Genomic DNA, 22,843 nt, shown 5'->3' on the forward strand with positions numbered 1-22,843 from the left:
ACCGAAGCGGACCGGACCGAAGCAGACCGGACCGTTCAGACCCGCCTGGCCCGTCGTGCGCTCACCGCGTGCGGCGGGCCAGGTGCACGACGTCCGGCACCCCGCGGAGCACCGGGATCTCGTGCGTGACGACGTCCGCGAAGCCCGCCGCGCGCAGCGCCTCCTCGAAGGCCGGGGACGGCTGCGCGCTCCAGACCGCCAGCACCCCGCCCGGCAGCAGCCGGTGCCAGAGCACGGCCAGCCCGTCCCTGCCGTACAGCCCCGCGTTGGCCTCGGTGACCGTCCAGTCCGGGCCGTTGTCGATGTCCAGGCAGAGCGCGTGGTAGCGCTCGCCGTCCGCCGCCGCCAGGTACTCCAGCAGGTCGGTGTGGAGCACCGCCACCCGCTCGTCCGCCAGCGCGCCCGCCGAGAAGGCGCCCAGCGGACCGCCGCGGTGCCACTCGATGATCGCGCCCTCGCGCTCGACGACCGCGATCCGACCCCAGCGCGGCTCGGCCGCCGCGTAGGCCAGCGAGAAACCGACCCCGAGGCCGCCGATCAGCACCGCCGGCCGCTGCTGGGCGGGGTCGAGCGCATCCAGCGCGGCCTGGATCAGCAGGCGCTCCGAGCGCCCGTCGGCGGTGTCCATCAGGAAGCAGCCGTTGGCGATGATCTCGAAGTGGTCCCCGCGCCGCCGCAGCGCCACCTCGCCGTACGGGCCCTCCCGCCGGTCGAGCGTGACGACGGCGTCCAGGCCGTCCCGGTCGGGCAGTGCGGTGGCCATACGGTCATCCTCGGAGGGCTCGGGTACGGACTACCCGCCCGACAATAGCGGAGCCGAGCCCGCACCCGCTCCGGTCACATCGTGAGCAGCACTCCCGCGTACGAGACGCCCGCGACCACCACCCAGGACCCGAGCCCCAGCAGCGCGATCCGCCCGCCGGTGCGCAGCAGGGTGGGCAGGTGGACGGCGCTGCCGAGGCCGAACAGCGCGGCCGCCAGCAGCAGCTCCTGGGCGTCGCCGGCCAGGGTGAGCGCCCCGTCCGGCAGCAGCCCGGTGGAGCGCAGCACGATCATCGCCAGGAAGCCGGCCACGAACAGCGGGACGATCGGCGGGCGCTTGCCGTCCTTGGCCTGCTCCCCGGACAGCCGCGCCCGCCGCCGCATCGCGACGGCCACCCCGGCGACCAGCGGCGCCAGCAGCACCACCCGCATCAGCTTGACCAGCACCGCCTCGCGCAGCGCCCCGGCCCCGCCGGTCTGCGCGGTGGCGACCACCTGTCCGACGTCGTGGACGCTGGCGCCGACCCAGCGCCCGAACTCGGCCTCGCCGAGCCCGAGCGGCTGCTGGAGCAGCGGCAGCACGGCGATGGCGAGGGTCCCGCAGAGGGTGACCAGGGCGACGGAGGCGGCGACGTCCTCCTCCTCGCTGCCGGCGGCCTGGCTGACCGCGCCGATCGCCGAGGCCCCGCAGATCGAGTACCCGGTGGCGACCAGCAGCGGCTGGTCGCCGGGCAGGCCGAGCCGGCGGCCGAGCCAGCAGGTGCCGGCGAAGGTCGCGGCGACGACGGCGAGCACCATGAGGACGGTGGCCCAGCCGAGGCCGAGCACGTCGTCCAGGCCGAGCTTGAGGCCGAGCAGCACGATGCCGATCCGCATCAGCCGCCGCCCGGCGGTGGAGAGGCCGGGCCGGGCGACACCGCGGACCACCGGGCGCAGCCCGGGCAGGTGGGCGGCGGCGATGCCGAGCACCACGGCGGCGGTCAGCTTGGGCACGGCCGGGACGGCCTGGTGGACGGCGACCGCGGCGGCCACGCCGAGCGCGGCGAGCAGCAGGCCGGGGGCGTCCCCGCCGAGCGGGGGCAGCAGGCGGGTGCGGGTGCGCCGCTCCCGGATGGTCAGTGCCACGTCGTGCTCACCGCTGCTGGTCGGCGGGCAGCCGGTAGACCCGGCGGATGCTGGTGCCGAGCCGGGCGACGTCCGCGCCGTAGACGTGGATGGAGATGGCGGTGGAGCTGCAGGCGTTGCGCACCAGGTGGATGTCGCCGGGCGGGGCGAAGGCGGCGACGCTGCCGGCCGGGCCGACCACGTGTTCGGTCTCGACGAGGTGGGCGGTGCGCCCGTCGGAGACCAGCCGGTAGCGGGTCTCGCTCTCCTGGCCCTGGTGGACGCCGGCCACGCACCAGGAGACGTGGTCGTGGATCGGGGTCTGCTGGCCGGGCAGCCAGACCAGCGCGACGACGGAGAAGCCGCCGTCCTCCTCGGCGTGCAGGACGTGCTGGCGGTAGCGGTCCGGGTCGCCCTCGCGCTGCGCGGCGGTGAGCAGTCCGGGGTCGCCCAGGTGCGGGGCGAGGCGTTCGCCGACCAGGTAGGCGGTGAGTTCCGGAGGCAGGCCGCGGTCCACGACCGCGCGGATCTCGCCGACCAGGGCGGTCATACGCTCGGTGAGCCGGTCGCTGCCGACCGTGGCTGAGGGTGTCATGGCAGCAGGTTCGCCCCGGCGGACCTATCACGTCCAACGAGGGTTCTTTCACGATCCTCTAAATCCAGCTTATGAGTCGCCGACCCGCACCGGCCCGGTCCCGACCGGCCCCGATCCACGAACCCGAACCACGGCCCGATCCACGAACCCGCCCGGTACCTCCGCCGGGCGCCTCCGGCGTCAGCAGCCCACCCGCGCGGCCGCCGCCGACCGCAGGTGGTCCAGCACCAGCGCGGTGGCCGGGATCCGGCGGTGCTCGCGAAGCACGTAGGCGCTGACCTGGCGGCGCAGGTGCGGTTCGACGGCCCGGCCGGTGACCTTGCGGTGGCACATGAAGGAGAGCACCAGCGCGGGCATCAGGGCTATCCCGACCCCGGCGGCGACCAGGCTCTGCACGGCGAGGTTGTCGTCGGTGGAGAAGACGATGTCGGGCGCGAAGCCCTCCTCCGCGCAGACGTGCAGCAGGTTGGCGCGGCAGCGCGGGCAGCCGGCGATCCACCGCTCGCCGTCCAGGTCGGCCAGCCGGACGGCGTGCCGCCGGCCCAGCGGGTGCCCGACCGGCAGCAGGACGGTGAGCAGGTCCTCCATCAGCGGGATCTCGTCCAGCCCGTCCGGCGGGTCGGCGGGCGCGCCGGGGTAGCGGAAGGCCAGCGCGATGTCGCACTCGCCGCGCAGCAGCCGCTGGAGGGAGTCCGGCGGTTCGGCCTCCAGCAGTTCGACCCGGACCCCGGGGTGCTCGGCGAGCAGCCGGGCCGTCGCCTCGGGGATCAGGGTGGCGTTGGCGCTGGGGAAGGCGCAGACCCGGACCCGGCCGGCGCGCAGCCGGGCCAGTGAGGCGAGCTGCTGCTGGGCGGCGGAGAGGCTGCCGAGGATGACCTCGGCGTGCCGGGAGAGCGCCTCGCCGGCCTCGGTGAGCCGCAGTCCGCGCCCGGCCCGGGTGAACAGCGGTACGCCGACGGTCCGCTCCAGGGCCTTCATCTGCTGGGTGATGGCCGGCTGGGTGTAGCCGAGCTCGCGGGCGGCCGCCGAGTAGGAGCCGGCCCGCACGACCTCGTGGAAGGTCCTGATGTGCCGTGAGTCGAACACCGGCTCCATTGACCCTCCGACCGTCCGTCCGCCGCCCCCGTTCGGCGTAATCATAAGCAGACTTTGGAGGTCTCGGAGATAACCCCGGCAGCACCTATGGTTTACCGGCGACCCGTCCGCCCCGTCACTGCCGGGGGGCCGGCGGCAGGCCCATCGACACCTCGGCGCTGGCCACCGGGGCCCCGCCGCGCATGCGCGGGCTGCGCCGGCTGCGGCGCTCGACCCACCGGGCCAGCCAGGAGAGCAGCAGACACATCCCGATGTAGATCGGGGTGATCACCATCACCACCGGGATGAACGGCAGGTCGTAGTCCAGGTTGGTGGCGATCAGCTTGCCGGCGTGCAGGAACTCCTCGTAGGTGATCAGGAACCCCAGCGAGGTGTCCTTGAGCGCCACCACCAGCTGGCTGATGATGGCCGGCAGCATCGCCCGGTTGGCCTGCGGCACGAGCACGTAGGCCATCACCTGCGTCTTGCGCATGCCGAGCGCGAACGCCGCCTCCTTCTGCCCCTTGGGCACCGCCAGCACGCCCGCCCGGAACACCTCGGCCAGCACCGAGCCGTTGTACAGCACCAGCCCGGCCACCAGCGCCCAGAGCGGCTCCACCTTGAGCGCGACGAAGATGAAGAAGATCATCACCAGCAGCGGCATCGCCCGGAAGAACTCCACCACCAGGGTGGAGAGCCAGCGCACCGCCCGGTGGTCGGAGAGCCGCCCGGCCGCGAACAGCGCACCGAACGGCAGTGCGAACAGCACCGTCCAGCCGAAGGCCTTCAGCGTGTTCCCGAGGCCGCGCAACAGCAGCTCCTGGACGCCCTTGTACTCGAAGGCCGTCCACTTCTCCGCGGTGAACTGCTCGGTGTGGAACAGCATGTAGACGATCCACCCGACCAGCCCCAGGATGGCCACCAGCGCGATCGCGCCGTACAGCCGGTGCCGGGCGAGCGCCCTGGGCCCCGGGATGTCGTAGAGCGCCGAGGATTCCGCCGTCATCGCGACACCGCCAGTCGTCGTTCCAGCACGGAGAACACGGCGCTGACGGCCAGCGTGATGATCAGATAGCCGACGGCGATCCAGACGAAGGTCCAGACGATGCCGTAGCCGAGCTCGTTGATGGTCCGATAGGAGCCGAGCAGCTCGGTCACGCTGAAGGAGCCCGCGATCGCGGTGTTCTTGGCCAGCGCGATCATGACGCTGCCGATCGGCGCCACCACCGACCGGTAGGCCTGCGGCAGCACCACCAGGCCCATCGTCTGGCCGAAGGTCATGCCCAGACTTCGGGCCGCCTCGCCCTGCCCGATGGGCACGGTGTTGACGCCCGACCGCATCGCCTCGCAGACGAACGCCGAGGTGTAGCAGCCGAGCGCGAGCACCGCGAAGGTGAAGAACGGCAGCGTGATGTCGAACCGCGGCAGGCCCAGCACCACGATGAAGAACAGCAGGGTCAGCGGGGTGTTGCGCAGCAGCGTCACCCAGGTGGTGCCGAACACCCGCAGCGGCTTGACCGGCGAGACCCGGAAGCTCGCCATCAGCACGCCGAGCACCAGCGACAGCGCGGCGCTCACCAGGAACAGCCAGAGCGTCCCGACGAAGCCGTGCCAGTAGGTCGACCAGTTGTCGGTCAGCGTCTTCACAGCGCGGCTCCTCTCAGTACCGGTCGATCGGCGGCGGGACCGGCGCGGGCACCCCGGACAGACCGAGGGTGGCGTCGTACGCCCTCCGCCAGTCGCCGTTCTCCTCGTGGTGCGCGAGCGCGTCGTTCAGGGCGCCGCGCAGCACCGTGTCGTTCTTCGGGGTGCCGATCCCGTACGGCTCCTGGGAGAACAGCGGGCCGACCACCTTGAGCTCGTCCGGCGCCTTGGCCGCGTAGCCCATCAGGATGGTGTTGTCGGTGGTGACGGCGTCCACCTGAGCGGTGATCAGGTTGTCCACGCACGCCGAGTAGGTGTCGTAGGTGATCAGCCTGGCCTTCGGATACTGCTTCTCGATCCGCTGGGCAGGCGTGGAGCCCGCCGCCGAGCAGACCTTCCTACCGTTGAGGTCCTCGGGCCCGTGGATGGTGTCGTCGTTCCTGCGCACCAGCAGCGACTGGCCAGCCAGGTAGTACGGCCCGGCGAAGCCGACCAGCTTCTTCCGGTTGTCGTTGATGGTGTACGTGCCGACGTAGTAGTCCACCTGGCCGTTCTGCAGCGCGGTCTCGCGGTTGGCCGAGGCGATCGTCTTGAACTCGATCTGGTCGGGCGCGAACCCCAGGTCGGCGCCGACCATCTTGGCGATCTCGATGTCGAAGCCGGAGTACTCGCCGGTGGCCGGGTTCTTCTGCCCGAGGTAGGGCTGGTCCTCCTTGGCGCCGACCACCAGGTGGCCGCGGCTGCGCGCGGCGTCCAGGGTGGGCGAGCCGGTGATCTCCGCGCCGCTCTGCACCTGGTAGCTGGGCAGGGCGCTGGGCTGCGGCCCCTTGGGCGGCGGGGTGCCGTCCTTGCCGCAGCCGGCGAGCAGCAGCACCAGGACCGCGGCGGTCGTGATCCTCTTCACGGCGGCCTCAGTGCTTCAGGATCTTGGACAGGAAGTCCCGGGCGCGCTCGCTCTCGGGGGCGCCGAAGAACTCCTCGGGGGCGCGGTCCTCGACGATCCGCCCGTCGGCCATGAAGACGACCCGGTTCGCCGAGGCACGGGCGAACCCCATCTCGTGGGTGACCACCACCATCGTCATGCCCTCGTGGGCGAGCTGGCGCATCACGTCCAGGACCTCGTTGATCATCTCGGGGTCGAGGGCCGAGGTCGGCTCGTCGAAGAGCAGCGCCTTCGGCTCCATGGCCAGCGCCCGCGCGATCGCCACGCGCTGCTGCTGGCCGCCGGAGAGCTGCGCCGGGTACTTGTCGGCCTGCGAGGAGAGCCCCACCCGGTCCAGCAGCGCCCGGGACTTGGCGTCCGCCTCCGCCCTGGACCGGCCGCGGACCTTGATCTGCGCCAGCGAGACGTTCTGCAGCACCGTCTTGTGCGCGAACAGGTTGAAGGACTGGAAGACCATCCCGACGTCCGCACGCAGACCGGCCAGCCCCTTGCCCTCCTCGGGCAGCGGCCGGCCGTCGATCACGATGGTGCCGGCCTCGATCGGCTCCAGCCGGTTGATCGCCCGGCAGAGGGTGGACTTCCCGGAGCCGGAGGGCCCGATCACCACGACCACCTCGCCGCGTCCGATCGTCAGCTCGATGTCCTGCAGCACGTGCAGCTCGCCGAAGTGCTTGTTCACGCCGCGCAGCTCGATCAGCGGCGTGAAGGCGGACGCCCCGGCGCCGGACGGGGCGGCAGGGGCGGTCACCTCCCGCTCCGGCCCTTCAGCAGCCAGCCCAGCGCGCCCCCGGCGACCAGGGTGGCCAGCAGCGCGATCCAGAGCGGCGCGGTCACCGTGAACACCCAGAACTGGATCTTCACCTTTTCGAGGTTGGCGAACAGGAACCACACTGCGAGGACGACGATGACGCCGATCCCGATGTACCGGGTGGGGATTCCCCCGATCTCGCTGCGCTTCGAACCGGACGATCCGTCTGAAATCTTGGTCACACGCGCAGTCTGCGGGCCTACCGACCGTAATGTCCGGTTACGCGCCCGGAAGTAGCCCGCACGGGGCAACACGGCCCCGCACGGGTTTCCCGCGCGGGGCCGCCGCCCTCCCCACCGGTGGGCCGCCCGCCTACCGTTCGTCCCGCCAGGAGCGCCACAGCGCCGCGTACGGGCCCCCGGCCGCCACCAGCTCGGGGTGGCTGCCGTACTCGCTGATCCGCCCGCCCTCGACCACGGCGATCACGTCCGCGTCGTGCGCGGTGTGCAGCCGGTGCGCGATGGCGATCACCGTCCGGCCCTCCAGCACCCGGGAGAGCGAACGCTCCAGGTGCCGGGCGGCCCTCGGGTCCAGCAGCGAGGTGGCCTCGTCCAGCACCAGGGTGTGCGGATCGGCCAGCACCAGCCGGGCCAGCGCCAGCTGCTGCGCCTGCGGCGGGGTCAGCACGGCACCACCCGAGCCGACCTCGGTGTCCAGGCCCTCCGCCAGCGCGTCCACCCATTCCCCGGCGTCCACCGCGTCCAGCGCGCTGCGCAGCTCGGTGTCGTCCGCGTCCGGCGCGGCCAGCCGCAGGTTGTCCCGCAGGGTGCCGACGAAGACGTGGTGCTCCTGGTTGACCAGCGCGACCTGGGCCCGGACCCGCTCGGCCGGCATCTGCGACAGCGCCGCCCCGCCCAGCGTGACGGTGCCCCGGCCGGGCGCGTAGATCCCGGCCAGCAGCCGGCCGAGGGTGGACTTGCCGGCCCCGGACGGCCCGACCAGCGCGACCCGGCTGCCGGGGGCGACGTCCAGGCTGATGCCGTGCAGGACGTCGGAGCCCTCCCGGTAGCCGAACCGGACGTCCTTGGCCTCGACCTGGCGCCCCTTCGGGTGCATGTCCTGGTCGCCCTCGTGCTCGGGCACCTCCCGCACCCCCACCAGCCGGGCCAGCGAGGCCTGGCCGACCTGCAGCTCGTCGTACCACCGCAGGATCAGGTCGACCGGGCCGGTGAGCGCCTGGGCGTACAGCACGCCGGTGGTCAGCTCGCCGACGGTGATCCAGCCCCGGAGGGTGAACAGCCCGCCGATCACCAGGGTGCCGAGCACCGCCAGGGTGTAGGCGGCGTCGATGGTCGGGAACCAGACCGAGCGCAGCCAGAGCGTGTAGCGCTCCCAGCCGAGCCACTCGCCGAGCTTGCGGTCGGTCAGCCGGATCCGGTCGTCGCCCAGGCGCAGCGTCTCGACCGTCCGCCCGGCGTCCACCGTCTCGGCCAGCACGGTGTTCACCGCGGCGTAGCCGGCCGACTCGTTCCGGTAGGACTGCGGAGCGCGCCGGAAGTACCAGCGGGAGCTGACCAGCAGCAGCGGCAGGCCGACCACCGAGGTGAGCGCGAGCAGCGGCGAGGTGACCACCAGGGCGCCCAGCACCAGCAGCAGCGAGACCACCGCGACGGCCAGCTCGGGCACGGCCTCGCGGACGGACTTGTCGAGCCGGTCGATGTCGGTGGTGCCCCGGGAGACGAGGTCCCCGGTGCCGGCCCGCTCAAGCACCCCGGGCGGCAGGGCGACCGAGCGGACCAGGAAGTCCTCCCGCAGGTCGGCGAGCACCCGCTCGCCGAGGACGCTGCCGCGCAGCCGGGACCACCAGGTGAAGGCGGACTGCACCAGCAGCGCCAGCACGTACCAGCCGACGGCGACCGCGATGGTGCTCTCCGCGGTGTCCGTGGCCAGCGACTGGACCAGGGTGCCGAGCACCCACGGCCCGACCAGCCCGGCCACGGTGGCCACCGAGTGCAGCGCCACCACCGCGGAGAACCCGGCCCGGTGGCGCCGGGCCAGCAGCCCCAGGTAGGCGCGCACGGCGGCCGGGGATCCGACCGGCAGGGTGGTGGTCGGCCCCTGCTCCTGGTGGACGGGGGGCTTCATGGCGTACTCCTCGACGGTGCGGTCCGGCGTGCGGGTCGGTGTGCGGTCCGGTGTGCGGTCCCGTGTGCGGTCCTGTGGTTCACACGCCCTCCCCGACCGGGGCGGGCTCCTCGTCGCGGGTGACCACGGCGCGGTAGCGGGGCTCGGTGCGCATCAGCTCCCGGTGGCCGCCGGTCGCGGCGACCCGGCCGTCCTGGACCAGGACCACCCGGTCGGCCTGGTCGAGCAGCAGCGGGCTGGTCGCGAAGACCACCGTGGTGCGCCCCTCGCGGCTCTTGCGCAGCCCGGCCGCGATCCGGGACTCGGTGTGGGCGTCGACCGCGCTGGTCGGCTCGTCCAGGACGAGCACCGGCGGGTCGGCCAGCAGCGAGCGGGCCAGCGCCAGCCGTTGGCGCTGGCCGCCGGAGAGCGAGCGGCCGCGCTCGGTGATCCGCGCCCGCATGGCGTCCCCGCCGCAGTCCGGCGAGCCGTCCACCAGGGCCTCCAGGACGTCCTCGGCACGGGCGGCGGCCAGTGCGTCGGCGGCCTCGACCCGGCCGGAGGCGGGGACGTCCAGCAGCTCCGCCAGGGTGCCGGAGAGCAGCATCGGCTCCTTGTCGTGGACCAGCACCGCGGCGCGGGCCTCGGCCAGCGGGACGGTGTCCAGCTCGATGCCGCCGAGCCGGGCGGAGGGCTGCGCCGACTCGCCCTCGGCCAGCGGGACGTGCCCGCCGAGCCGCTCGGCGAGCGCACCGGCGTAGTCCGGGTCTCCGCAGACCACGGCGGTCAGGCGGCCCGCGCGGGCGGTCAGCCCGCTGGCCGGGTCGTAGAGGTCGCCCTGCCCGGGCCGGTTCAGCTCCGCCTCGGCGGTGCCGTCGGTCCGGTTGAGCGACAGCACCCGGACGGCCCGCCCGGCCGAGACCCGGGCGACGCTCCAGGCGTGCGCGGCCTCGCCGAGGATCCGCAGCGGCGCGGCCAGGAACGCGGTGGAGCCGTAGACCGCGACCAGGGTGCCGATGCCGATCCGCCCGGTGGCCGTCAGATGGGCGCCGTACCAGGTGACACCGACCACGAACAGTCCGGGCAGCAGCACCTGCTGGGCCTGCATCAGCGACCAGAGCCGGGCCGAGCGCACGGCGGCGGCGCGGACCTTCTGGGAGGCGGCCCGGTAGCGGTCCAGGAACAGCTCCTCGCCGCCGATGCCGCGCAGCACCCGCAGCCCGGCCACGGTGTCGGCGGCCAGCTCGGTGGCCTTGCCGCCGAGCGCGCGCTGCTCGGAGTAGCGCCTCTCGAACGGTCCGAGCAGCGGCCAGACGGCGGCGGCGAGCACGGGGACGCCGAGCAGCACGGCGAGGCCGAGCACCGGCTGGGTCACCAGGACGGCGCAGCTGACGGCCAGCCAGACGAGCACCGCGGCGCGGACCCGGGCGACCAGCTCGACGTACCAGCCGATCTTCTCGACGTCCCCGCTGCCGACGGCGACGATCTCACCGGTGGCGATCCGGCGGGAGAGTCCGGCGCCGAGCCGGGAGGCCTGGCCGGCCACCAGCTGGCGCACCTGGGTGGCGGCGGTGATCCAGTTCCACACCGCCTGGCGGTGCAGCATCACGCTGCCGACCGCGGAGAACACGGCGAGGGCGAGGGCGGCGGCGCCGGCCCGCCAGATGCCGGCGCCGTCCCCGTCGACGGCGGCCTGGACGCCTCGGCCGAGTGGTACCGGCATGGCGGCCTGGCCGCCCATCTCCAGCAGCGCCCAGCAGGTGGAGAGCACCTGGCCGCGCCGTTGGCTGCGCTGCAGCCAGCGCAGGAAGGCGAGCGGTGAGGAGAGGTCCGGGCTGCCGGGATCGGCCAGCGGCAGGGTCTTGAGCGGCATGACGCTCCGTTGCGGGAGGGTACGGGCGGGTGGCGCGTGCACGCGCCGGGCACGCGCGGGCCCGGGTCTCGGGCACGGCGGCGCGGCGTCGGGTGGTGTCGGGGCGTGGGGTGGTGTCGGGGCGTCGCACCACGGGCACGGTGGCGCGGCTGCGAGGGCGTGGGCGCGGCGGGCGGCCGGTGTGGTCACAGCCGCTCTGGCGGGGTGTCGGTCAGGAGGCCATGGCAGCGAGCCTGCCAATCCCGATGTGACCTGCGCAACAGGTTTTACCGGCCCGCACGCCCCCCACACGCCCCCCGTGGCGCGGGATCCGCCCCGGACCAGCACGGCACCCCCAGGCGGCGCTCCCCCGCCCCCCGGGAGGCGGCCCGGTCCACCCGCCCACCGGTGCGGGCCGGCGGAGAATCCCGATCGGGCCGGGAACAAAATCCGGACCGCCACCGGTTGGCTACATGAGAACTCCCTTAAGAAGCACAGATCTGAACGATCAGGTCGGCGGTCGGGCAGCGACCAGGCGCACGGCCGACCGACGTCGAGCAGGCCGTCCGGACGAACAGAAGGGCACCCGTGAGCAGGATCCCCGGCACCACCCGGTTCGCCGCCCGGTCCGGCTCCGGCCTGCCGTCCGCCCCGGGCCCCCGGCGCCCCGCCCGCCACCGCCCACAGCCGCCGCAGGCCCGCGTCAACACCGAAGGCCGCCTTCCCGCTTACGGGTCGACGGCCTTCGGTATGTTGGCGAATCGTTTTGGCTGGAGCTCGAAAGGCGGAGCCTACAGCCGGCCTGCCTTGGCAATCAGCGCCAAGGCCTGCTCGTGTTCCTCCTCCTCCAGCGGAGAGAGCAGCAACCGCTGGACCTGGGCCACGCCCGCAGCCGAGCGGTGCAGCAGGTCCTGGCCCGCCGGAGAGAGCGACAGCAGGTTGCGCCGCCCGTCCGAGGGGTCGCGCCGGCGCTGCACCAGGCCACGGCGGACGAGACGGCTGACCATCTCGGCCATCGTCGCCTTGTCCAGCGAGGCGAGCTCGCCCACCGTGCGCTGATCGGCGCCCGGCTCCAGTTCGAGCGCATCGAGCACCGCGTACTGCGGCGCCGTCAGCTCCGAACCGACGTGCTCCGACCAGAGCTTGGTGTGAACCTGCTGGCTCACCCTGATCAGGTAGCCGATCGCCCGCTGGGCGTCCAGCATCGGTCGCGCGTCGGTGAGAACGGCGACCGCGGCGGGCTCCAGCCTGGCTATCTTGGCCATCACGCGAACGATTTCCAGCTGCTCCTCGGCCGTGAGCGGCTCGAAGAGCGTGCGCTGCACGCGGACCACTCCGCCGGTGGCCTCGCGCACCGCCTGGGCGCCGTTCTGCGAAAGCGCGAGCAGCTTGCGCCGGCCGTCGGCCGGATCGCGCCTTCGCAGCACCAGGCCGCGGCGGACCAGCCGCGCGACCATCTCGGCCATCGTGGCCTTGTCCAGCGAGGCACGCTCGCCGACCGTCCGCTGGTCAGCACCCGGTTCCAGGGCGAGGACCAGCAGTACGGCGAACTGCGGAGCCGTGAGATCGGCTCCGACATGTTCGGACCACAGACGGGTGTGAACCTGCTGTGCAACGCGGATGAGGTGTCCGGGCGACTGCTGCAGTCGCGCAGACACGCGGGTCGTCGGGATCTCCCCCAGCACCATGTATCCGTCCCGATGTCACACCCGGTGTGTGTGGGACACCCGGGTGGGGCAGTAACGGCGAGTGGGCGTCCCGCTATGAGGGAGGGCGCTCCAGCCGTGCAGCCGGTGGCTGCTGGCGGACACTATACAAACGGCAGGCCCTCGCTGGCAGGCAGGGGCGGATAGTAGACGCAGGTTCGGCAACATTGGCATATTTACGCGCCGTGCCACACCGGCGGTAACCCGTTCGCAGGAGAAAGCCGACCGGTCGGTCCTTACCCACGGTCACCTGCGACTCTCTGCTCTGGCCGCGAACCCTACTCGCCGGTAGGGTATGGCACCCTCAGCCGTCCACCCTCCGAGAGAGACGAGAGCGAGCATGACCGAGCAGAGCACCGCCCAGAAGGTCGCGGTCGTCACCGGCGCCGCCCGCGGTATCGGCGCCGCCACCGCCCTGCGCCTCGCCGCCGACGGCTACGCCGTCGCCGTGGTCGACCTGGACGAGGCGGCCGGCCGGGACACCGTCGAGCAGATCACCGCGGCCGGCGGCCGGGCCCTCGCGGTCGGCGCCGACGTCTCCGACGCCGGACAGGTCCAGGCGGCCGTGGACCGGATCGCGGCCGAACTCGGCGCCCCGGTCGTCCTGGTCAACAACGCGGGCGTACTGCGCGACAACCTGCTCTTCAAGATGTCCGAGTCCGACTGGGACACGGTCATGAACGTTCACCTGCGCGGCGCCTTCCTGATGACCCGCGCGGTCCAGAAGCACATGGTGGACGCCGGCTTCGGCCGGGTGGTCAACCTGTCGTCCTCCTCCGCCCAGGGCAACCGCGGCCAGGCCAACTACTCCGCCGCCAAGGCCGGTCTGCAGGGCTTCACCAAGACCCTCGCCATCGAGCTGGGCAAGTTCGGCATCACCGCCAACGCCGTCGCACCGGGGTTCATCGCCACCGACATGACGGCCGCCACCGCCGCCCGGGTCGGCATGGACTTCGAGGACTTCAAGCTCGCCGCCGCCTCGCAGATCCCGGTGCAGCGGGTCGGGGTGCCCGAGGACATCGCGAACACCATCTCGTTCCTGGCCGGCGAGGGCGCCGGCTTCGTGTCCGGCCAGGTCATCTACGTCGCCGGCGGCCCGCTCGACTGAGCCCCCGCCCTACCCAGGGTTACCACGGAGTGGGAAGCCGGCCCGGCTGACTTCCCACTCCGTCCGCTTTCCGCACCCCGTCGAATCAGCGTGCGAAAACCACCGGAAAATTCGACCGGTGGATATCGGAAAACCGCCCCTGACCAGCCGACTTCCGACCGCCATGCCATTTCCCCGGCGAATGGGAATACCCCCCGAAACGGCACCGCCATGGCGGGTACCGCCATCACCGCGCAGGCGCCCAGCGGGCCGCCCCGGCGCGCTCACCCCTCCCAGCTGCGCTGCACCACCCCGTCGCGCACCGCGAGGTTGAGCCGCCCCTCCCGGTAGTCCATGGTCATCGCCGCCCCGGGCGGCAGCACCCGCACCGAGGCCCAGCCGTGCCGGCGGGCCAGCTCCTCGGCCCGTTCCACCCGAAGCCCCGCGTAGCCCTCGGCGTCGGCGTCCGTCATCGCCCCTCCAACTGGTCGCCCGGACGTACGCTGGAATCGTAGACCGCACCCCACGGGCGGGAGGTGGACACACGTGCGCACCACCACTCCGAGGCGCTGGCGCAGCGGCACCGAGCCCGCCACCGCCCGCAGCGACCTGAAGCTGCGCTATCTGCTGTCGCTCACCTTCACGCCGCTGTTCGCGATCGCCACCGCGGCCTTTGCGATCTGGGCCGCCGCCGCCCCCGAGAACGGCGCCCCCAGCCGGGGCACCCTCACCGGTTTCGCGGTGGCCTGCGGCATTCTCACCCTGTTCGCCGTGGTCGATCTCGCGGTCGTCATCCGCCGCCGCCGGACCGAGCTCTGACGCGGTGTCTCCCACGGGGTGGGAACCCGGCCCCGCCGGCCTCCCACCCCACCCGCACCACGGCGGGGCTCAGCGGTTGCCGACCGCCTGCTTGACCAGGGTCCGTCCGAAGTCCCACATCAGACCGCTCCCCCGGTGCGCGTCGTCCATGACGTCGACGAAGGCGTCCATGAACCGGTCCACGTCCCGCTCGGTGATGATCAGCGGGGGAATCAGTTTGATCACCTCCAGGTGGTCGCCGGACACCTGGGTGAGGATCCGGTGCCGCTGCAGCAGCGGCACCACCACCATCTGCGCGAACAGCCCCTTGCGGGCCGCCTGGAGCGCCGTCCAGCCGGTCCGCAGCTTCAGCGAGCGCGGCCGGCCGAACTCGATGCCGATCATCAGGCCGCTGCCGCGGACCTCGGCCAGCAGCTCGTACCCGTCGACCAGCGCGGCCAGCCGCTCCCGGAACAGGTCGCCGATCCGGCGGGCGTTCTCCACCACCTTCTCGTCCCGCAGCACCTCCAGGGTCGCCAGCCCGGCCGCCATCGCCTGGGCGTTGGCGCCGAAGCTGGCCGAGTGGACCAGCACCCGGTCCATCGAGGAGTACACCTTCTCGAAGATCCAGCCCTTGCCGAGGGTCGCCCCGACCGGCACGTAGCCGCCGGACAGCGCCTTGGCCACGCAGACCAGGTCGGGCAGCACGCCCTCCTCGTGCTGGTAGGCGAAGAACTCCCCGGTCCGCCCGATGCCGGTCTGCACCTCGTCGCAGATCAACAGCGCCTTGTGGTCGTGCAGCAGCTCCTGCGCCGCGCGCAGCCAGCCGGGCGGGGCGGCCTGCACGCCCTTGCCCTGGATCGGCTCCACGATCAGCGCCGCGACGTCGCCCTTCTTCAACTCCTTGGCCAGCGCACCGAGATCGCCCAGCGGGATGGCGGTGTCCGGCAGCAGCGGGTCGAACCCCTTGCGGAACCCGCTCTCGCCGTTGACCGAGAGCGACCCGGTGGTCAGCCCGTGGAAGGCGTGGTCGGCGTAGAGGATCCGCTTGCGCCCCGTCGCGTACCGGGCGAACTTGAGCGCCGTCTCGACCGCCTCCGTCCCGCTGTTCCCGAAGAACACCCGGTCCAGTCCGGGCGCGTAGGAGAGCAGCCGCTCGGCCAGCAGACCGGGCAGCGGGGAGCAGTCGAAGCGGACGAGGTCGGGCAGGTCGAGGTCCATCACCTGCTGGATCGCCGACCGCACCACCGGGTGGTGGCGGCCGAGCGCGAAGATGCCGAACCCGGCCAGCATGTCGAGGTACTCGTGCCCCTCGGCGTCGTAGAAGTACGGGCCCTCGGCGCGCTCGTAGTACCGGTCGAAGCCGATGGTGTGCAGCATCCGCGGCAGCTGCGGGTTGAGGTAGCGACTGTGCAACTCGTAACGCTCGGAGCCCCGTTCGGCGATCAGGGCGGCGAGGTCGAAGCGGGCTTCGGTGCTGTCGGGTTCAGCCGGCATGGCGCTGGTTCACTCCTCGGGTCGGCAGCAGGTGCTTGGCGAAGACCGCGGTCTGGGCGGCGACCCCCGTCCCGGTGAGGCCGGTCTCCTCCAGGATCTCTCCCCGGGAGCCGTGGCCCAGGAACTCCTGCGGCAGCCCGAGGACCCGCAGCGGGACGTCCACCCCGGCGTCGCGCAGCGCCTGGGCGATCGCCGCGCCGACGCCGCCGGTGCGGCCGTTGTCCTCCACGGTGACGACCAGCCGGTGCCCGGCGGCCAGCACGGGCAGCGCCGCGTCCACCGGCTTGACCCAGCGCGGGTCGACCACGGTCGCGGTGAACCCCTCGGCGAGCAGCAGCGCGGCCGCGTCCAGACAGGCGGCGGCGGTGGTGCCGACGGCGACCAGCAGGACCTCCGGCAGCTCCCCGGTGCGCAGCAGCACGTCCACCCCGCCGATCCGCTCGACGGCCGGGACGGCGGGCCCGATGTCGGCCTTGGGGAAGCGCACCACGGTGGGCGCGTCCGGCACGTCGACGGCCTCGCGCAGCTGGGCGCGGAGCTGGTCGGCGTCGCGCGGCGCGGCCAGCCGCAGGCCCGGGACGACCTGCAGGATCGACATGTCCCACATGCCGTTGTGCGAGGCGCCGTCCGGCCCGGTCACCCCGGAGCGGTCCAGCACGAAGGTGACGCCCAGGCGGTGCAGGGCGACGTCCATCAGGACCTGGTCGAACGCCCGGTTCAGGAAGGTCGCGTAGACCGCGACCACCGGGTGCAGCCCGCCGGTGGCCAGCCCGGCCGCACTGGTCACGGCGTGCTGCTCGGCGATGCCGACGTCGAAGGTCCGCTCCGGGTAGGCCTTGGCGAACTTGGCGAGCCCGACCGGTTGGAGCATGGCGGCGGTGATCGCGACCACGTCCGGCCGGTCGGCGCCGAGCGCCACCATCTCGTCGCCGAACACCGAGGTCCAGGAGACCCCGCCGCTGGGCGAGATGGGCAGGCAGGTGTACGGGTCGATCGGACCGACGGCGTGGAAGCGGTCCGCCTCGTCCTGCTCGGCCGGCCGGTAGCCGCGGCCCTTGACGGTCAGGCAGTGCACGATGACCGGGCCGCCGAAGCCGCGCGCCTGGCGCAGCGCCTGCTCGACGGCGGCGAGGTCGTGGCCGTCGATCGGGCCGAGGTACTTCAGCCCGAGGTCCTCGAACATGCCCTGCGGGGCGAAGGCGTCCTTGAAGCCCTTCTTGGCGCCGTGCAGTGCGTCGAAAATCGGCTGGCCGACCAGCGGGGTGCGCTGCAGGGCCCCCTTGCCGAGGGCGAGGAACCGCTCGTAGCCCTGGGTGGTGCGCAGCGTGGCGAGGTGGTTGGCGAGGCCGCCGACGGTCCTGGCGTAGGAGCGCTCGTTGTCGTTGACGACGATGACCAGGGGGCGTTCGCGGGCCTCGGCGATGTTGTTGAGGGCCTCCCAGGCGAGGCCGCCGGTGAGCGCGCCGTCGCCGATCACCGCGACGGTCTGCCGGTCGTGCTGGCCGAGCAGCTGGGCGGCCTTGGCGAGCCCGTCGGCGTAGGACAGGGCGGTCGAGGCGTGCGAGTTCTCGACCAGGTCGTGTTCGGACTCGGCGCGCGAGGGATAGCCGGAGAGGCCGCCCCTGACCCGCAGTTTCGAGAAGTCCTGGCGACCGGTGAGCAGTTTGTGGACGTAGCTCTGGTGGCCGGTGTCCCAGACGATGCGGTCATAGGGGGAGTCGAACACCCGGTGCAGTGCGATGGTCAGTTCGACCACGCCGAGGTTCGGGCCGAGGTGGCCGCCGGTCCTGGTGACCGCGTCGATCAGGAAGCCGCGGATCTCGTCGGCGAGGAGCGGGAGGTCGGCGGCCGGAATCTTCCGCAGGTCGGCCGGGGACTTGACGCTGGAGAGCAGTGACATGCGTTCACCTCACGACTCGGAGCAGTGCGATGGCCCCCCCTGTGGCGGGGTCGCCCGGCACGGGAGACGCCTCCCGTGCCGGGCGTGGTGCGGTCAGTGGCCGCGGTTGGAGCTGATCGTCTCGGTGACGGCGCGCAGCGACTCCTTGAGCGAGCCCATGGTGGCGAGGACGGCGGTCGGCTCGTAGCCGCAGTGCGCCATGCAGTTGGCGCAGCGCGGGTCCTTGCCGCGGCCGTACTTGTCCCAGTCGGTCTTCTCGATCAGCTCGCGGTAGGTGGGGACGTAGCCGTCGGACATCAGGTAGCAGGGGCGCTGCCAGCCGAACAGCGAGTAGTTGGGGATGCCCCAGGCGGTGCACTCGAAGTCGACCTTGCCCTCCAGGAAGTCCAGGAAGAGCGGGCTGTGGTTGAGCCGCCAGCGCCGCCGGTTGCCGCCGGCGAAGGTCTTGCGGAACAGCTCCCTGGTCTGTTCGACGCCGAGGAAGTGCTCCTGGTCGGGGGCCTTCTCGTAGGCGAACGCCGGGGAGATCATCATCTCCTCGACCTTCAGGTCGTCGTTGAGGTAGTCCAGCACGTCGATGATGGTCTGCGGGGTGTCGGTGTTGAAGAAGGTGCTGTTGGTGGTGACCCGGAAGCCCCGCCGCTGGGCCTCCTTGATCGCCGCCACGGCCTCGTCGAAGGTGCCCTCCTTGGCGACCGACTCGTCGTGCCGCTCGCGCAGCCCGTCGATGTGCACGGTGAAGGTGAAGTACGGCGAGGGCTTGAACCTGTCCAGCTTCTTGCGCAGCAGCAGCGCGTTGGTGCAGAGGAAGACGTACTTGCGGCGCTCGACCAGCTGCCGCACGATCTCGTCGATCTGCGGGTGCATCAGCGGTTCGCCGCCCGCGATCGAGACCATCGGGGCGCCCGACTCCAGTACCGCGCCGACCGCCTGCGCCACCGGCATCCGCTGCTTCAGCACCCCGGCCGGGTGCTGGATCTTGCCGCATCCCTCACAGGCGAGGTTGCAGGCGAACAGCGGTTCCAGCTCGACGATCAGCGGGAACTTGTCCCGCCGCTTGAGCTTCTGCTGCATGAGGTAGGTGCCGACCCGCACGGTTTGGCGCAACGGCATGGCCATGGCTAGCTCGCCTCCTGGGGGAGCGTCGAGGGTGTGGGGTGGTGGATGGTGTCCGGCTGCGGATCCGCCGGGCGGCTCTCCTGGTACCAGGCGACCAGGGCGGGCACGGTCGCCCGCAGGGTCCGCCAGGCGCGGACGCCGGCGGGCAGGGTGCCGGGGCGGAACAGCTCCCGCTCCGGGGTGTCGACGACCACCCGCAGGACGGCCGCGGGCAGCGCCGGGCGCAGCTCCTTCAGGGTCGCCAGCACGGCCGCGGCCTCCATGTCGACGGCCAGCGCGCCCTGCAGGTGCAGTGCGCGCCGCTCCAGGCCGCGCACCACGTGGTCGGCGGTGTGGTGCACTCCGGTGTGGACGGTCAGGCCGCGCACCTTGAGCGCCCGGGTGAGGTCCGGACCGGAGTCGATCGCGAAGAGGTGGCCTTCGGCATCGCGCACCCCGTTGGCGACGATCACGTCGCCGGGGGCCATGCCCGGCGCCACGGCGGCCCCGAAGCCGGCCACCACGACGGCGCCGTAGCCGCCGGGGGCCGAACCGAGCAGCCGTCTGACGGTGTGTGCGGCCCGCCGCCGGCCCACCCCGGTCCGGACCAGCACCGGCGGGCCGCCGACCGGGCCGCGCCAGTCCCCGCCGCGCAGGGCCCAGACCTCGGGGCCCAGCGCGCAGAGCACCAGGAGCGGGGCGGTGGTCACCGGGCCGCCCCGATCGCCGGGGTGCCGGTGGTCTCCCGGCCGGTGGCGGGGCTGCCGTGCAGGTACCGGCCGAGCGCGGTGACCGGGAAGACCAGGCGGTAGAGGTGGTAGTTGATGGAGAAGTCCCAGGGGAAGCCGGTGCCGGTGAACTGTGGTTCGTCCCAGGTGCCCTCCGGCAGCTGGGTGCGGACCAGCCAGTCGACGCCGCCCTCGACGGCCGGGTTGGCCCGGCCGTCCGGGCCCTCGCCGACCGAGAGCAGCGCCATCAGCGCCCAGGCGGTCTGCGAGGCGGTGGAGTCACCGCGCCCGGCCCAGCGGGCCGGGTCCTCGTAGGAGCGCATGTCCTCGCCCCAGCCGCCGTCGGCGTTCTGCCGGTCCTCCAGCCAGCGGACGGCGCGGCGGATCGCCGGATGCCCCTCCGGGACCCCGGCCGCGACCAGGGCGGGCAGCACCGAGCCGGTGCCGTAGATGTAGTTGGTGCCCCAGCGGCCGAACCAGGAGCCGTCGGCCTCCTGGTTGCGCAGCAGCCACTCCACGCCCCGCCTGGTCCGCGGGTCCCGGCCCTTGCCGACCTCGGCGAGCATCTCCACCACGTGGGCGGTGACATCGGCGGACGGCGGGTCGACCACCTCGCCGAAGTCGCAGAACGGCAGCTTGTTCGGCAGGGTGCTGGTGTTGTCGACGTCGAACGCGCCCCAGGCGCCGTTCTTGGACTGCATCCCGAGGTTCCAGCCGACGCCCCGGTCGACCGCGCCGGCCACCTTGGCCGGGTCGGGGTGGACGACCCGGCGCAGTGCGAGCACCACCTCGGCGGTGTCGTCGATGTCGGGGTAGGTGTCGTTCTCGAACTCGAAGGCCCAGCCGCCGGGGGCGAGCGAGGGGCGCTGGACGGACCAGTCGCCGCGCCGGGTGATCTCCTCGCCCAGCATCCAGTCGACGGCGGAGACCAGCGCCGGGTGGTCGGCCGGCAGACCGGCGTCGACCAGCGCGATGGTGGCCAGGCAGGTGTCCCAGACCGGGGACTGGCAGGCCTCCAGCCAGCGCCGGCCGTCCTCGGTGTGCACGGTGAAGCGGTCGAAGGCGGTCAGCCCGGCCTGCACGACCGGGTGCTCCAGCTCGTAGCCCTCCAGGTGCAGGGCGATCAGCGAGTAGACGGCGGGGGGCTGGATGCCGCCCCAGCAGCCGTCCGCCTCCTGCCGTTCGACGATCCAGCGGCAGGCCTGGGACACGGCCAGCCGGCGCAGCGGGCGCAGCGCGCGGCGGTGGTAGGCGTGCAGCACCTTGTCGAGGCGCTCGAAGATGCCGTCCCAGGTGGTGGCCGGCGCGAGCGGGCGCTCGGGGAAGGGGTTCTCCGGGTCGGTGTGCAGCTCGGTGAGCGGGAAGGGCGCGGGGCGGACGGGGCGGTGGGCCGAGACGACGGTCAGCGGCACGATGGTCTGCCGGGCCCAGCAGCCGAAGGCGTAGATGTTCAGCGGGAGCCACTTGGGCAGGAAGATGATCTCCGGTGGCATCTCGGGCAACCGCGCCCAGGGCCACCAGCCGAAGAGCGCGAGCCAGATCCGGGTGAACACCCGGGCGGCCGCGATCCCACCGGCGGACCGTACGTAGCGCGCGGCGGCGAGCATGTGCGGGGCGCCCGGGTCGTCGCCCGCGAGCTTGAGGGCGACGTACGCCTCGACGGTGGTGGACAGCTCGGGCGGTCCGCCGTGGAAGGTGGACCAGGTGCCGTCCTCGCGCTGCTGGGAGCGGATCCACTCGGCGGTGGCCTTGGTCTGCTCCTCCGTTCGGATCCCGAGGAACTGCCGCAGCAGGAGGTCCTCGGCGTCCATGGTGACGTTGGTCTCCAGGTCACCCTTCCACCAGCCCTCCGAGCTCTGTAGCGAGAGCAGATGGGTGGTGGCGCGGGCCAGCGCCTCCTCGGCGGAGGCGGGCCCGGACTGCTGTTGGTCCCGGCCGTCAGGCCGGAGCGGTTCGGACCCTTCGGGCTGCCACCGCCCGGCACTCGGCAGGGCCGGGGGGCGGTCGCCCACCGCGACCGGCTCGGAATCGTACTCAGGGTCGAGCCGGCCGTCCGCGGTTGCTGTCAACGTAACGTCACCTCTCTCGTACCACCACGAATTCGGCGAGTGCGACGAAGTGCTCGCGCACCCCGTCGGGCATGGGCACCTCGTCCAGGGCGGCGAGGGCAGTCCTGTGCTGGCGGCGGGCCTCCTCCTGGGTCCAGGCCCGGCCGCCGGCGTCCTCGATCAGGGCGGCGCGGGCGGCGAGCTCGGGCTCGCCCTCCTCGCCGCGCCCCTTCGGGTCGGCCAGCTGGTCGGCGAGCCGGCGCGAGGCCGCGCCGCCCTCGGCGAGCGCCGCGGCGACCGGCAGGGACTTCTTGCGCTGGCGCAGGTCCCCCCAGTGCGGCTTGCCGGTGACCTCGGTGGCACCCCAGATGCCGAGTAGGTCGTCGACCGCCTGGAAGGCCAGGCCGAGGTGGTGGCCGTAGCGCTGGAGGGCGTCGGACACCCGGTCGTCGGCGCCGGTCAGGACGGCGCCGACCGCCGAGGCGGCGGCGAGCAGCGCGCCGGTCTTGCCGCCCTCCATCTCCAGGCATTCGGCGACCGTCACGGTGTCGCGCTGTTCGAAGGCGACGTCCATGGCCTGGCCGTCGATGAGGCGCCGGGTGGCGGTGGTGAGCAGACGGACGGCCCGCGCGGCGTCGACGGCGCTCGCGCCACCGGTCACGGCAGCATCGAGCAGCACCTCCGTACCGAGCGTCGCCAGGGCGTCGCCGACCAGGATCGCCTGGGCCGGACCGAAGACCGTCCACGCGGTGGCCCGGTGGCGTCTGGTCTCGTCACCGTCCATCAGATCATCATGGAGCAGCGAGAAGTTGTGCACCAGTTCAACGGAGACCCCACCCGGCACCCCGGCCTCCGCCGGGGCACCAGTCACCTGGGCGGAGAGCAGCGCCAGAGCGGGCCGGACGGCCTTGCCGCCGTCCCCCGCGGACGGCGTGCCGTCCCGGTCGATCCAGCCGAAGTGGTAGGCGGCGACGGTGTCCATCGGTGCCGCCAAACGGGCGACGGTGGCCTTCAGCGGCGGGGTGCAGAGCGCGCGGCTACGGGCGAGCAGCTCCGGCACCGAGACCGGTTCGGCGTGTGCCGTGCCTCCGACGGCAGTGCCGGTGCGTGACTCCACGTACGTTCCCTCTCCCTG

Annotated in this window: 21 protein-coding genes; 2 read left to right on the forward strand and 19 right to left on the reverse strand. The window is 72.9% G+C overall.

What is annotated here, in order from left to right:
- Positions 1-61: 61 nt before the first annotated feature.
- The 12 genes from ACGFZP_RS11525 to ACGFZP_RS11580 all read right to left on the reverse strand — a co-directional run bounded on the left by ACGFZP_RS11525 (position 62) and on the right by ACGFZP_RS11580 (position 12,534).
- Positions 62-763, reverse strand: coding sequence for a spermidine synthase (locus ACGFZP_RS11525; RefSeq protein WP_392931107.1), 702 nt, complete (start codon positions 761-763; stop codon positions 62-64).
- A gap of 74 nt (positions 764-837) precedes the next feature.
- On the reverse strand, positions 838-1,881 hold the full coding sequence (locus tag ACGFZP_RS11530; RefSeq protein WP_392932209.1) for a YeiH family protein: 1,044 nt from the start codon (positions 1,879-1,881) through the stop codon (positions 838-840).
- A gap of 13 nt (positions 1,882-1,894) precedes the next feature.
- Positions 1,895-2,461, reverse strand: coding sequence for a cysteine dioxygenase (locus ACGFZP_RS11535; RefSeq protein WP_392931109.1), 567 nt, complete (start codon positions 2,459-2,461; stop codon positions 1,895-1,897).
- Positions 2,462-2,641: 180 nt separating this feature from the next.
- Entirely contained in the window at positions 2,642-3,547 is a 906-nt protein-coding gene (locus ACGFZP_RS11540; protein WP_392931111.1) for a LysR family transcriptional regulator, read from the reverse strand.
- Between the two features lie 124 nt (positions 3,548-3,671).
- Positions 3,672-4,541, reverse strand: a complete 870-nt coding sequence (locus ACGFZP_RS11545; protein WP_392931113.1) for an amino acid ABC transporter permease — start codon at positions 4,539-4,541, stop codon at positions 3,672-3,674.
- Complete coding sequence (locus ACGFZP_RS11550) at positions 4,538-5,182, reverse strand: amino acid ABC transporter permease (RefSeq protein WP_392931115.1); 645 nt, start codon at positions 5,180-5,182, stop codon at positions 4,538-4,540. Before ACGFZP_RS11550 ends, ACGFZP_RS11545 begins: the two co-directional genes overlap by 4 nt.
- 13 nt (positions 5,183-5,195) lie before the next feature.
- Positions 5,196-6,083 carry a glutamate ABC transporter substrate-binding protein gene (locus tag ACGFZP_RS11555; protein ID WP_392931117.1) on the reverse strand — a complete coding sequence of 296 codons (888 nt, stop codon included), beginning with the start codon at positions 6,081-6,083 and terminating at the stop codon, positions 5,196-5,198.
- Positions 6,084-6,090: 7 nt separating this feature from the next.
- Positions 6,091-6,819, reverse strand: a complete 729-nt coding sequence (locus ACGFZP_RS11560; protein WP_392932211.1) for an amino acid ABC transporter ATP-binding protein — start codon at positions 6,817-6,819, stop codon at positions 6,091-6,093.
- A gap of 47 nt (positions 6,820-6,866) precedes the next feature.
- Positions 6,867-7,112, reverse strand: coding sequence for a LapA family protein (locus ACGFZP_RS11565; RefSeq protein ID WP_392931118.1), 246 nt, complete (start codon positions 7,110-7,112; stop codon positions 6,867-6,869).
- A 130-nt stretch (positions 7,113-7,242) separates the two neighbouring features.
- On the reverse strand, positions 7,243-9,015 hold the full coding sequence (locus ACGFZP_RS11570) for an ABC transporter ATP-binding protein (RefSeq protein ID WP_392931120.1): 1,773 nt from the start codon (positions 9,013-9,015) through the stop codon (positions 7,243-7,245).
- Positions 9,016-9,094: 79 nt separating this feature from the next.
- Positions 9,095-10,867: an ABC transporter transmembrane domain-containing protein gene (locus ACGFZP_RS11575; RefSeq protein WP_392931122.1), complete on the reverse strand. Its 1,773-nt coding sequence runs from the start codon at positions 10,865-10,867 to the stop codon at positions 9,095-9,097.
- Positions 10,868-11,637: 770 nt separating this feature from the next.
- A complete protein-coding gene (locus tag ACGFZP_RS11580; RefSeq protein WP_392931124.1) occupies positions 11,638-12,534 on the reverse strand; it encodes a MarR family winged helix-turn-helix transcriptional regulator in 897 nt (298 codons plus the stop codon).
- A 358-nt stretch (positions 12,535-12,892) separates the two neighbouring features.
- Here ACGFZP_RS11580 and fabG point away from each other — a divergent pair, with 358 nt between their 5' ends.
- Positions 12,893-13,660 (forward strand): 3-oxoacyl-ACP reductase FabG, encoded by a 768-nt coding sequence (gene fabG / locus ACGFZP_RS11585; protein ID WP_392931126.1) that lies wholly within the window; start codon positions 12,893-12,895, stop codon positions 13,658-13,660.
- A 263-nt stretch (positions 13,661-13,923) separates the two neighbouring features.
- On the opposite strand, the gene ACGFZP_RS11590 is transcribed toward fabG, so the two are convergent.
- Positions 13,924-14,112 (reverse strand): I78 family peptidase inhibitor, encoded by a 189-nt coding sequence (locus tag ACGFZP_RS11590; RefSeq protein ID WP_387946169.1) that lies wholly within the window; start codon positions 14,110-14,112, stop codon positions 13,924-13,926.
- A 73-nt stretch (positions 14,113-14,185) separates the two neighbouring features.
- On the opposite strand from ACGFZP_RS11590, the gene ACGFZP_RS11595 reads away from it, so the two are divergent.
- Entirely contained in the window at positions 14,186-14,458 is a 273-nt protein-coding gene (locus tag ACGFZP_RS11595; RefSeq protein ID WP_392931129.1) for a DUF6343 family protein, read from the forward strand.
- Positions 14,459-14,527: 69 nt separating this feature from the next.
- Here the strand turns inward: ACGFZP_RS11595 and ACGFZP_RS11600 are convergent, their stop codons facing one another.
- From ACGFZP_RS11600 to ACGFZP_RS11625, 6 genes are all read right to left on the reverse strand, one after another.
- On the reverse strand, positions 14,528-15,934 hold the full coding sequence (locus ACGFZP_RS11600) for an aspartate aminotransferase family protein (protein ID WP_392931131.1): 1,407 nt from the start codon (positions 15,932-15,934) through the stop codon (positions 14,528-14,530).
- On the reverse strand, positions 15,924-17,834 hold the full coding sequence (gene dxs, locus ACGFZP_RS11605; protein WP_392931133.1) for a 1-deoxy-D-xylulose-5-phosphate synthase: 1,911 nt from the start codon (positions 17,832-17,834) through the stop codon (positions 15,924-15,926). Before dxs ends, ACGFZP_RS11600 begins: the two co-directional genes overlap by 11 nt.
- A 93-nt stretch (positions 17,835-17,927) precedes the next feature.
- On the reverse strand, positions 17,928-18,953 hold the full coding sequence (gene hpnH, locus ACGFZP_RS11610) for an adenosyl-hopene transferase HpnH (RefSeq protein WP_392931134.1): 1,026 nt from the start codon (positions 18,951-18,953) through the stop codon (positions 17,928-17,930).
- 2 nt (positions 18,954-18,955) lie between these two features.
- The gene (locus ACGFZP_RS11615; protein ID WP_392931136.1) at positions 18,956-19,642 is read right to left on the reverse strand and encodes a 1-hydroxy-2-methyl-2-butenyl 4-diphosphate reductase; all 687 of its coding nucleotides are present in this window, start codon (positions 19,640-19,642) and stop codon (positions 18,956-18,958) included.
- Entirely contained in the window at positions 19,639-21,729 is a 2,091-nt protein-coding gene (gene shc / locus ACGFZP_RS11620) for a squalene--hopene cyclase (protein ID WP_392931138.1), read from the reverse strand. The genes ACGFZP_RS11615 and shc overlap by 4 nt, the downstream gene beginning before the upstream one ends.
- A gap of 7 nt (positions 21,730-21,736) precedes the next feature.
- Complete coding sequence (locus ACGFZP_RS11625; protein ID WP_392931139.1) at positions 21,737-22,825, reverse strand: polyprenyl synthetase family protein; 1,089 nt, start codon at positions 22,823-22,825, stop codon at positions 21,737-21,739.
- Positions 22,826-22,843 lie beyond the last annotated feature (18 nt).

The sequence above is a fragment of the Kitasatospora sp. NPDC048239 genome (genome assembly GCF_043202015.1).
In the GTDB taxonomy this organism is placed as follows: Bacteria; Actinomycetota; Actinomycetes; order Streptomycetales; family Streptomycetaceae; genus Kitasatospora.

Coding starts and splice junctions, on each gene's coding strand:
- dxs (WP_392931133.1), bottom strand. CDS start 17,834: ATGTCACTGCTCTCCAGCGTCAAGTCCCCGGCCGACCTGCGGAAGATT.
- ACGFZP_RS11580 (WP_392931124.1), bottom strand. CDS start 12,534: ATGGTGCTGGGGGAGATCCCGACGACCCGCGTGTCTGCGCGACTGCAG.
- ACGFZP_RS11590 (WP_387946169.1), bottom strand. CDS start 14,112: ATGACGGACGCCGACGCCGAGGGCTACGCGGGGCTTCGGGTGGAACGG.
- fabG (WP_392931126.1), top strand. CDS start 12,893: ATGACCGAGCAGAGCACCGCCCAGAAGGTCGCGGTCGTCACCGGCGCC.
- ACGFZP_RS11535 (WP_392931109.1), bottom strand. CDS start 2,461: ATGACACCCTCAGCCACGGTCGGCAGCGACCGGCTCACCGAGCGTATG.
- ACGFZP_RS11525 (WP_392931107.1), bottom strand. CDS start 763: ATGGCCACCGCACTGCCCGACCGGGACGGCCTGGACGCCGTCGTCACG.
- ACGFZP_RS11545 (WP_392931113.1), bottom strand. CDS start 4,541: ATGACGGCGGAATCCTCGGCGCTCTACGACATCCCGGGGCCCAGGGCG.
- ACGFZP_RS11570 (WP_392931120.1), bottom strand. CDS start 9,015: ATGAAGCCCCCCGTCCACCAGGAGCAGGGGCCGACCACCACCCTGCCG.
- ACGFZP_RS11600 (WP_392931131.1), bottom strand. CDS start 15,934: ATGCCGGCTGAACCCGACAGCACCGAAGCCCGCTTCGACCTCGCCGCC.
- hpnH (WP_392931134.1), bottom strand. CDS start 18,953: ATGGCCATGCCGTTGCGCCAAACCGTGCGGGTCGGCACCTACCTCATG.
- ACGFZP_RS11575 (WP_392931122.1), bottom strand. CDS start 10,867: ATGCCGCTCAAGACCCTGCCGCTGGCCGATCCCGGCAGCCCGGACCTC.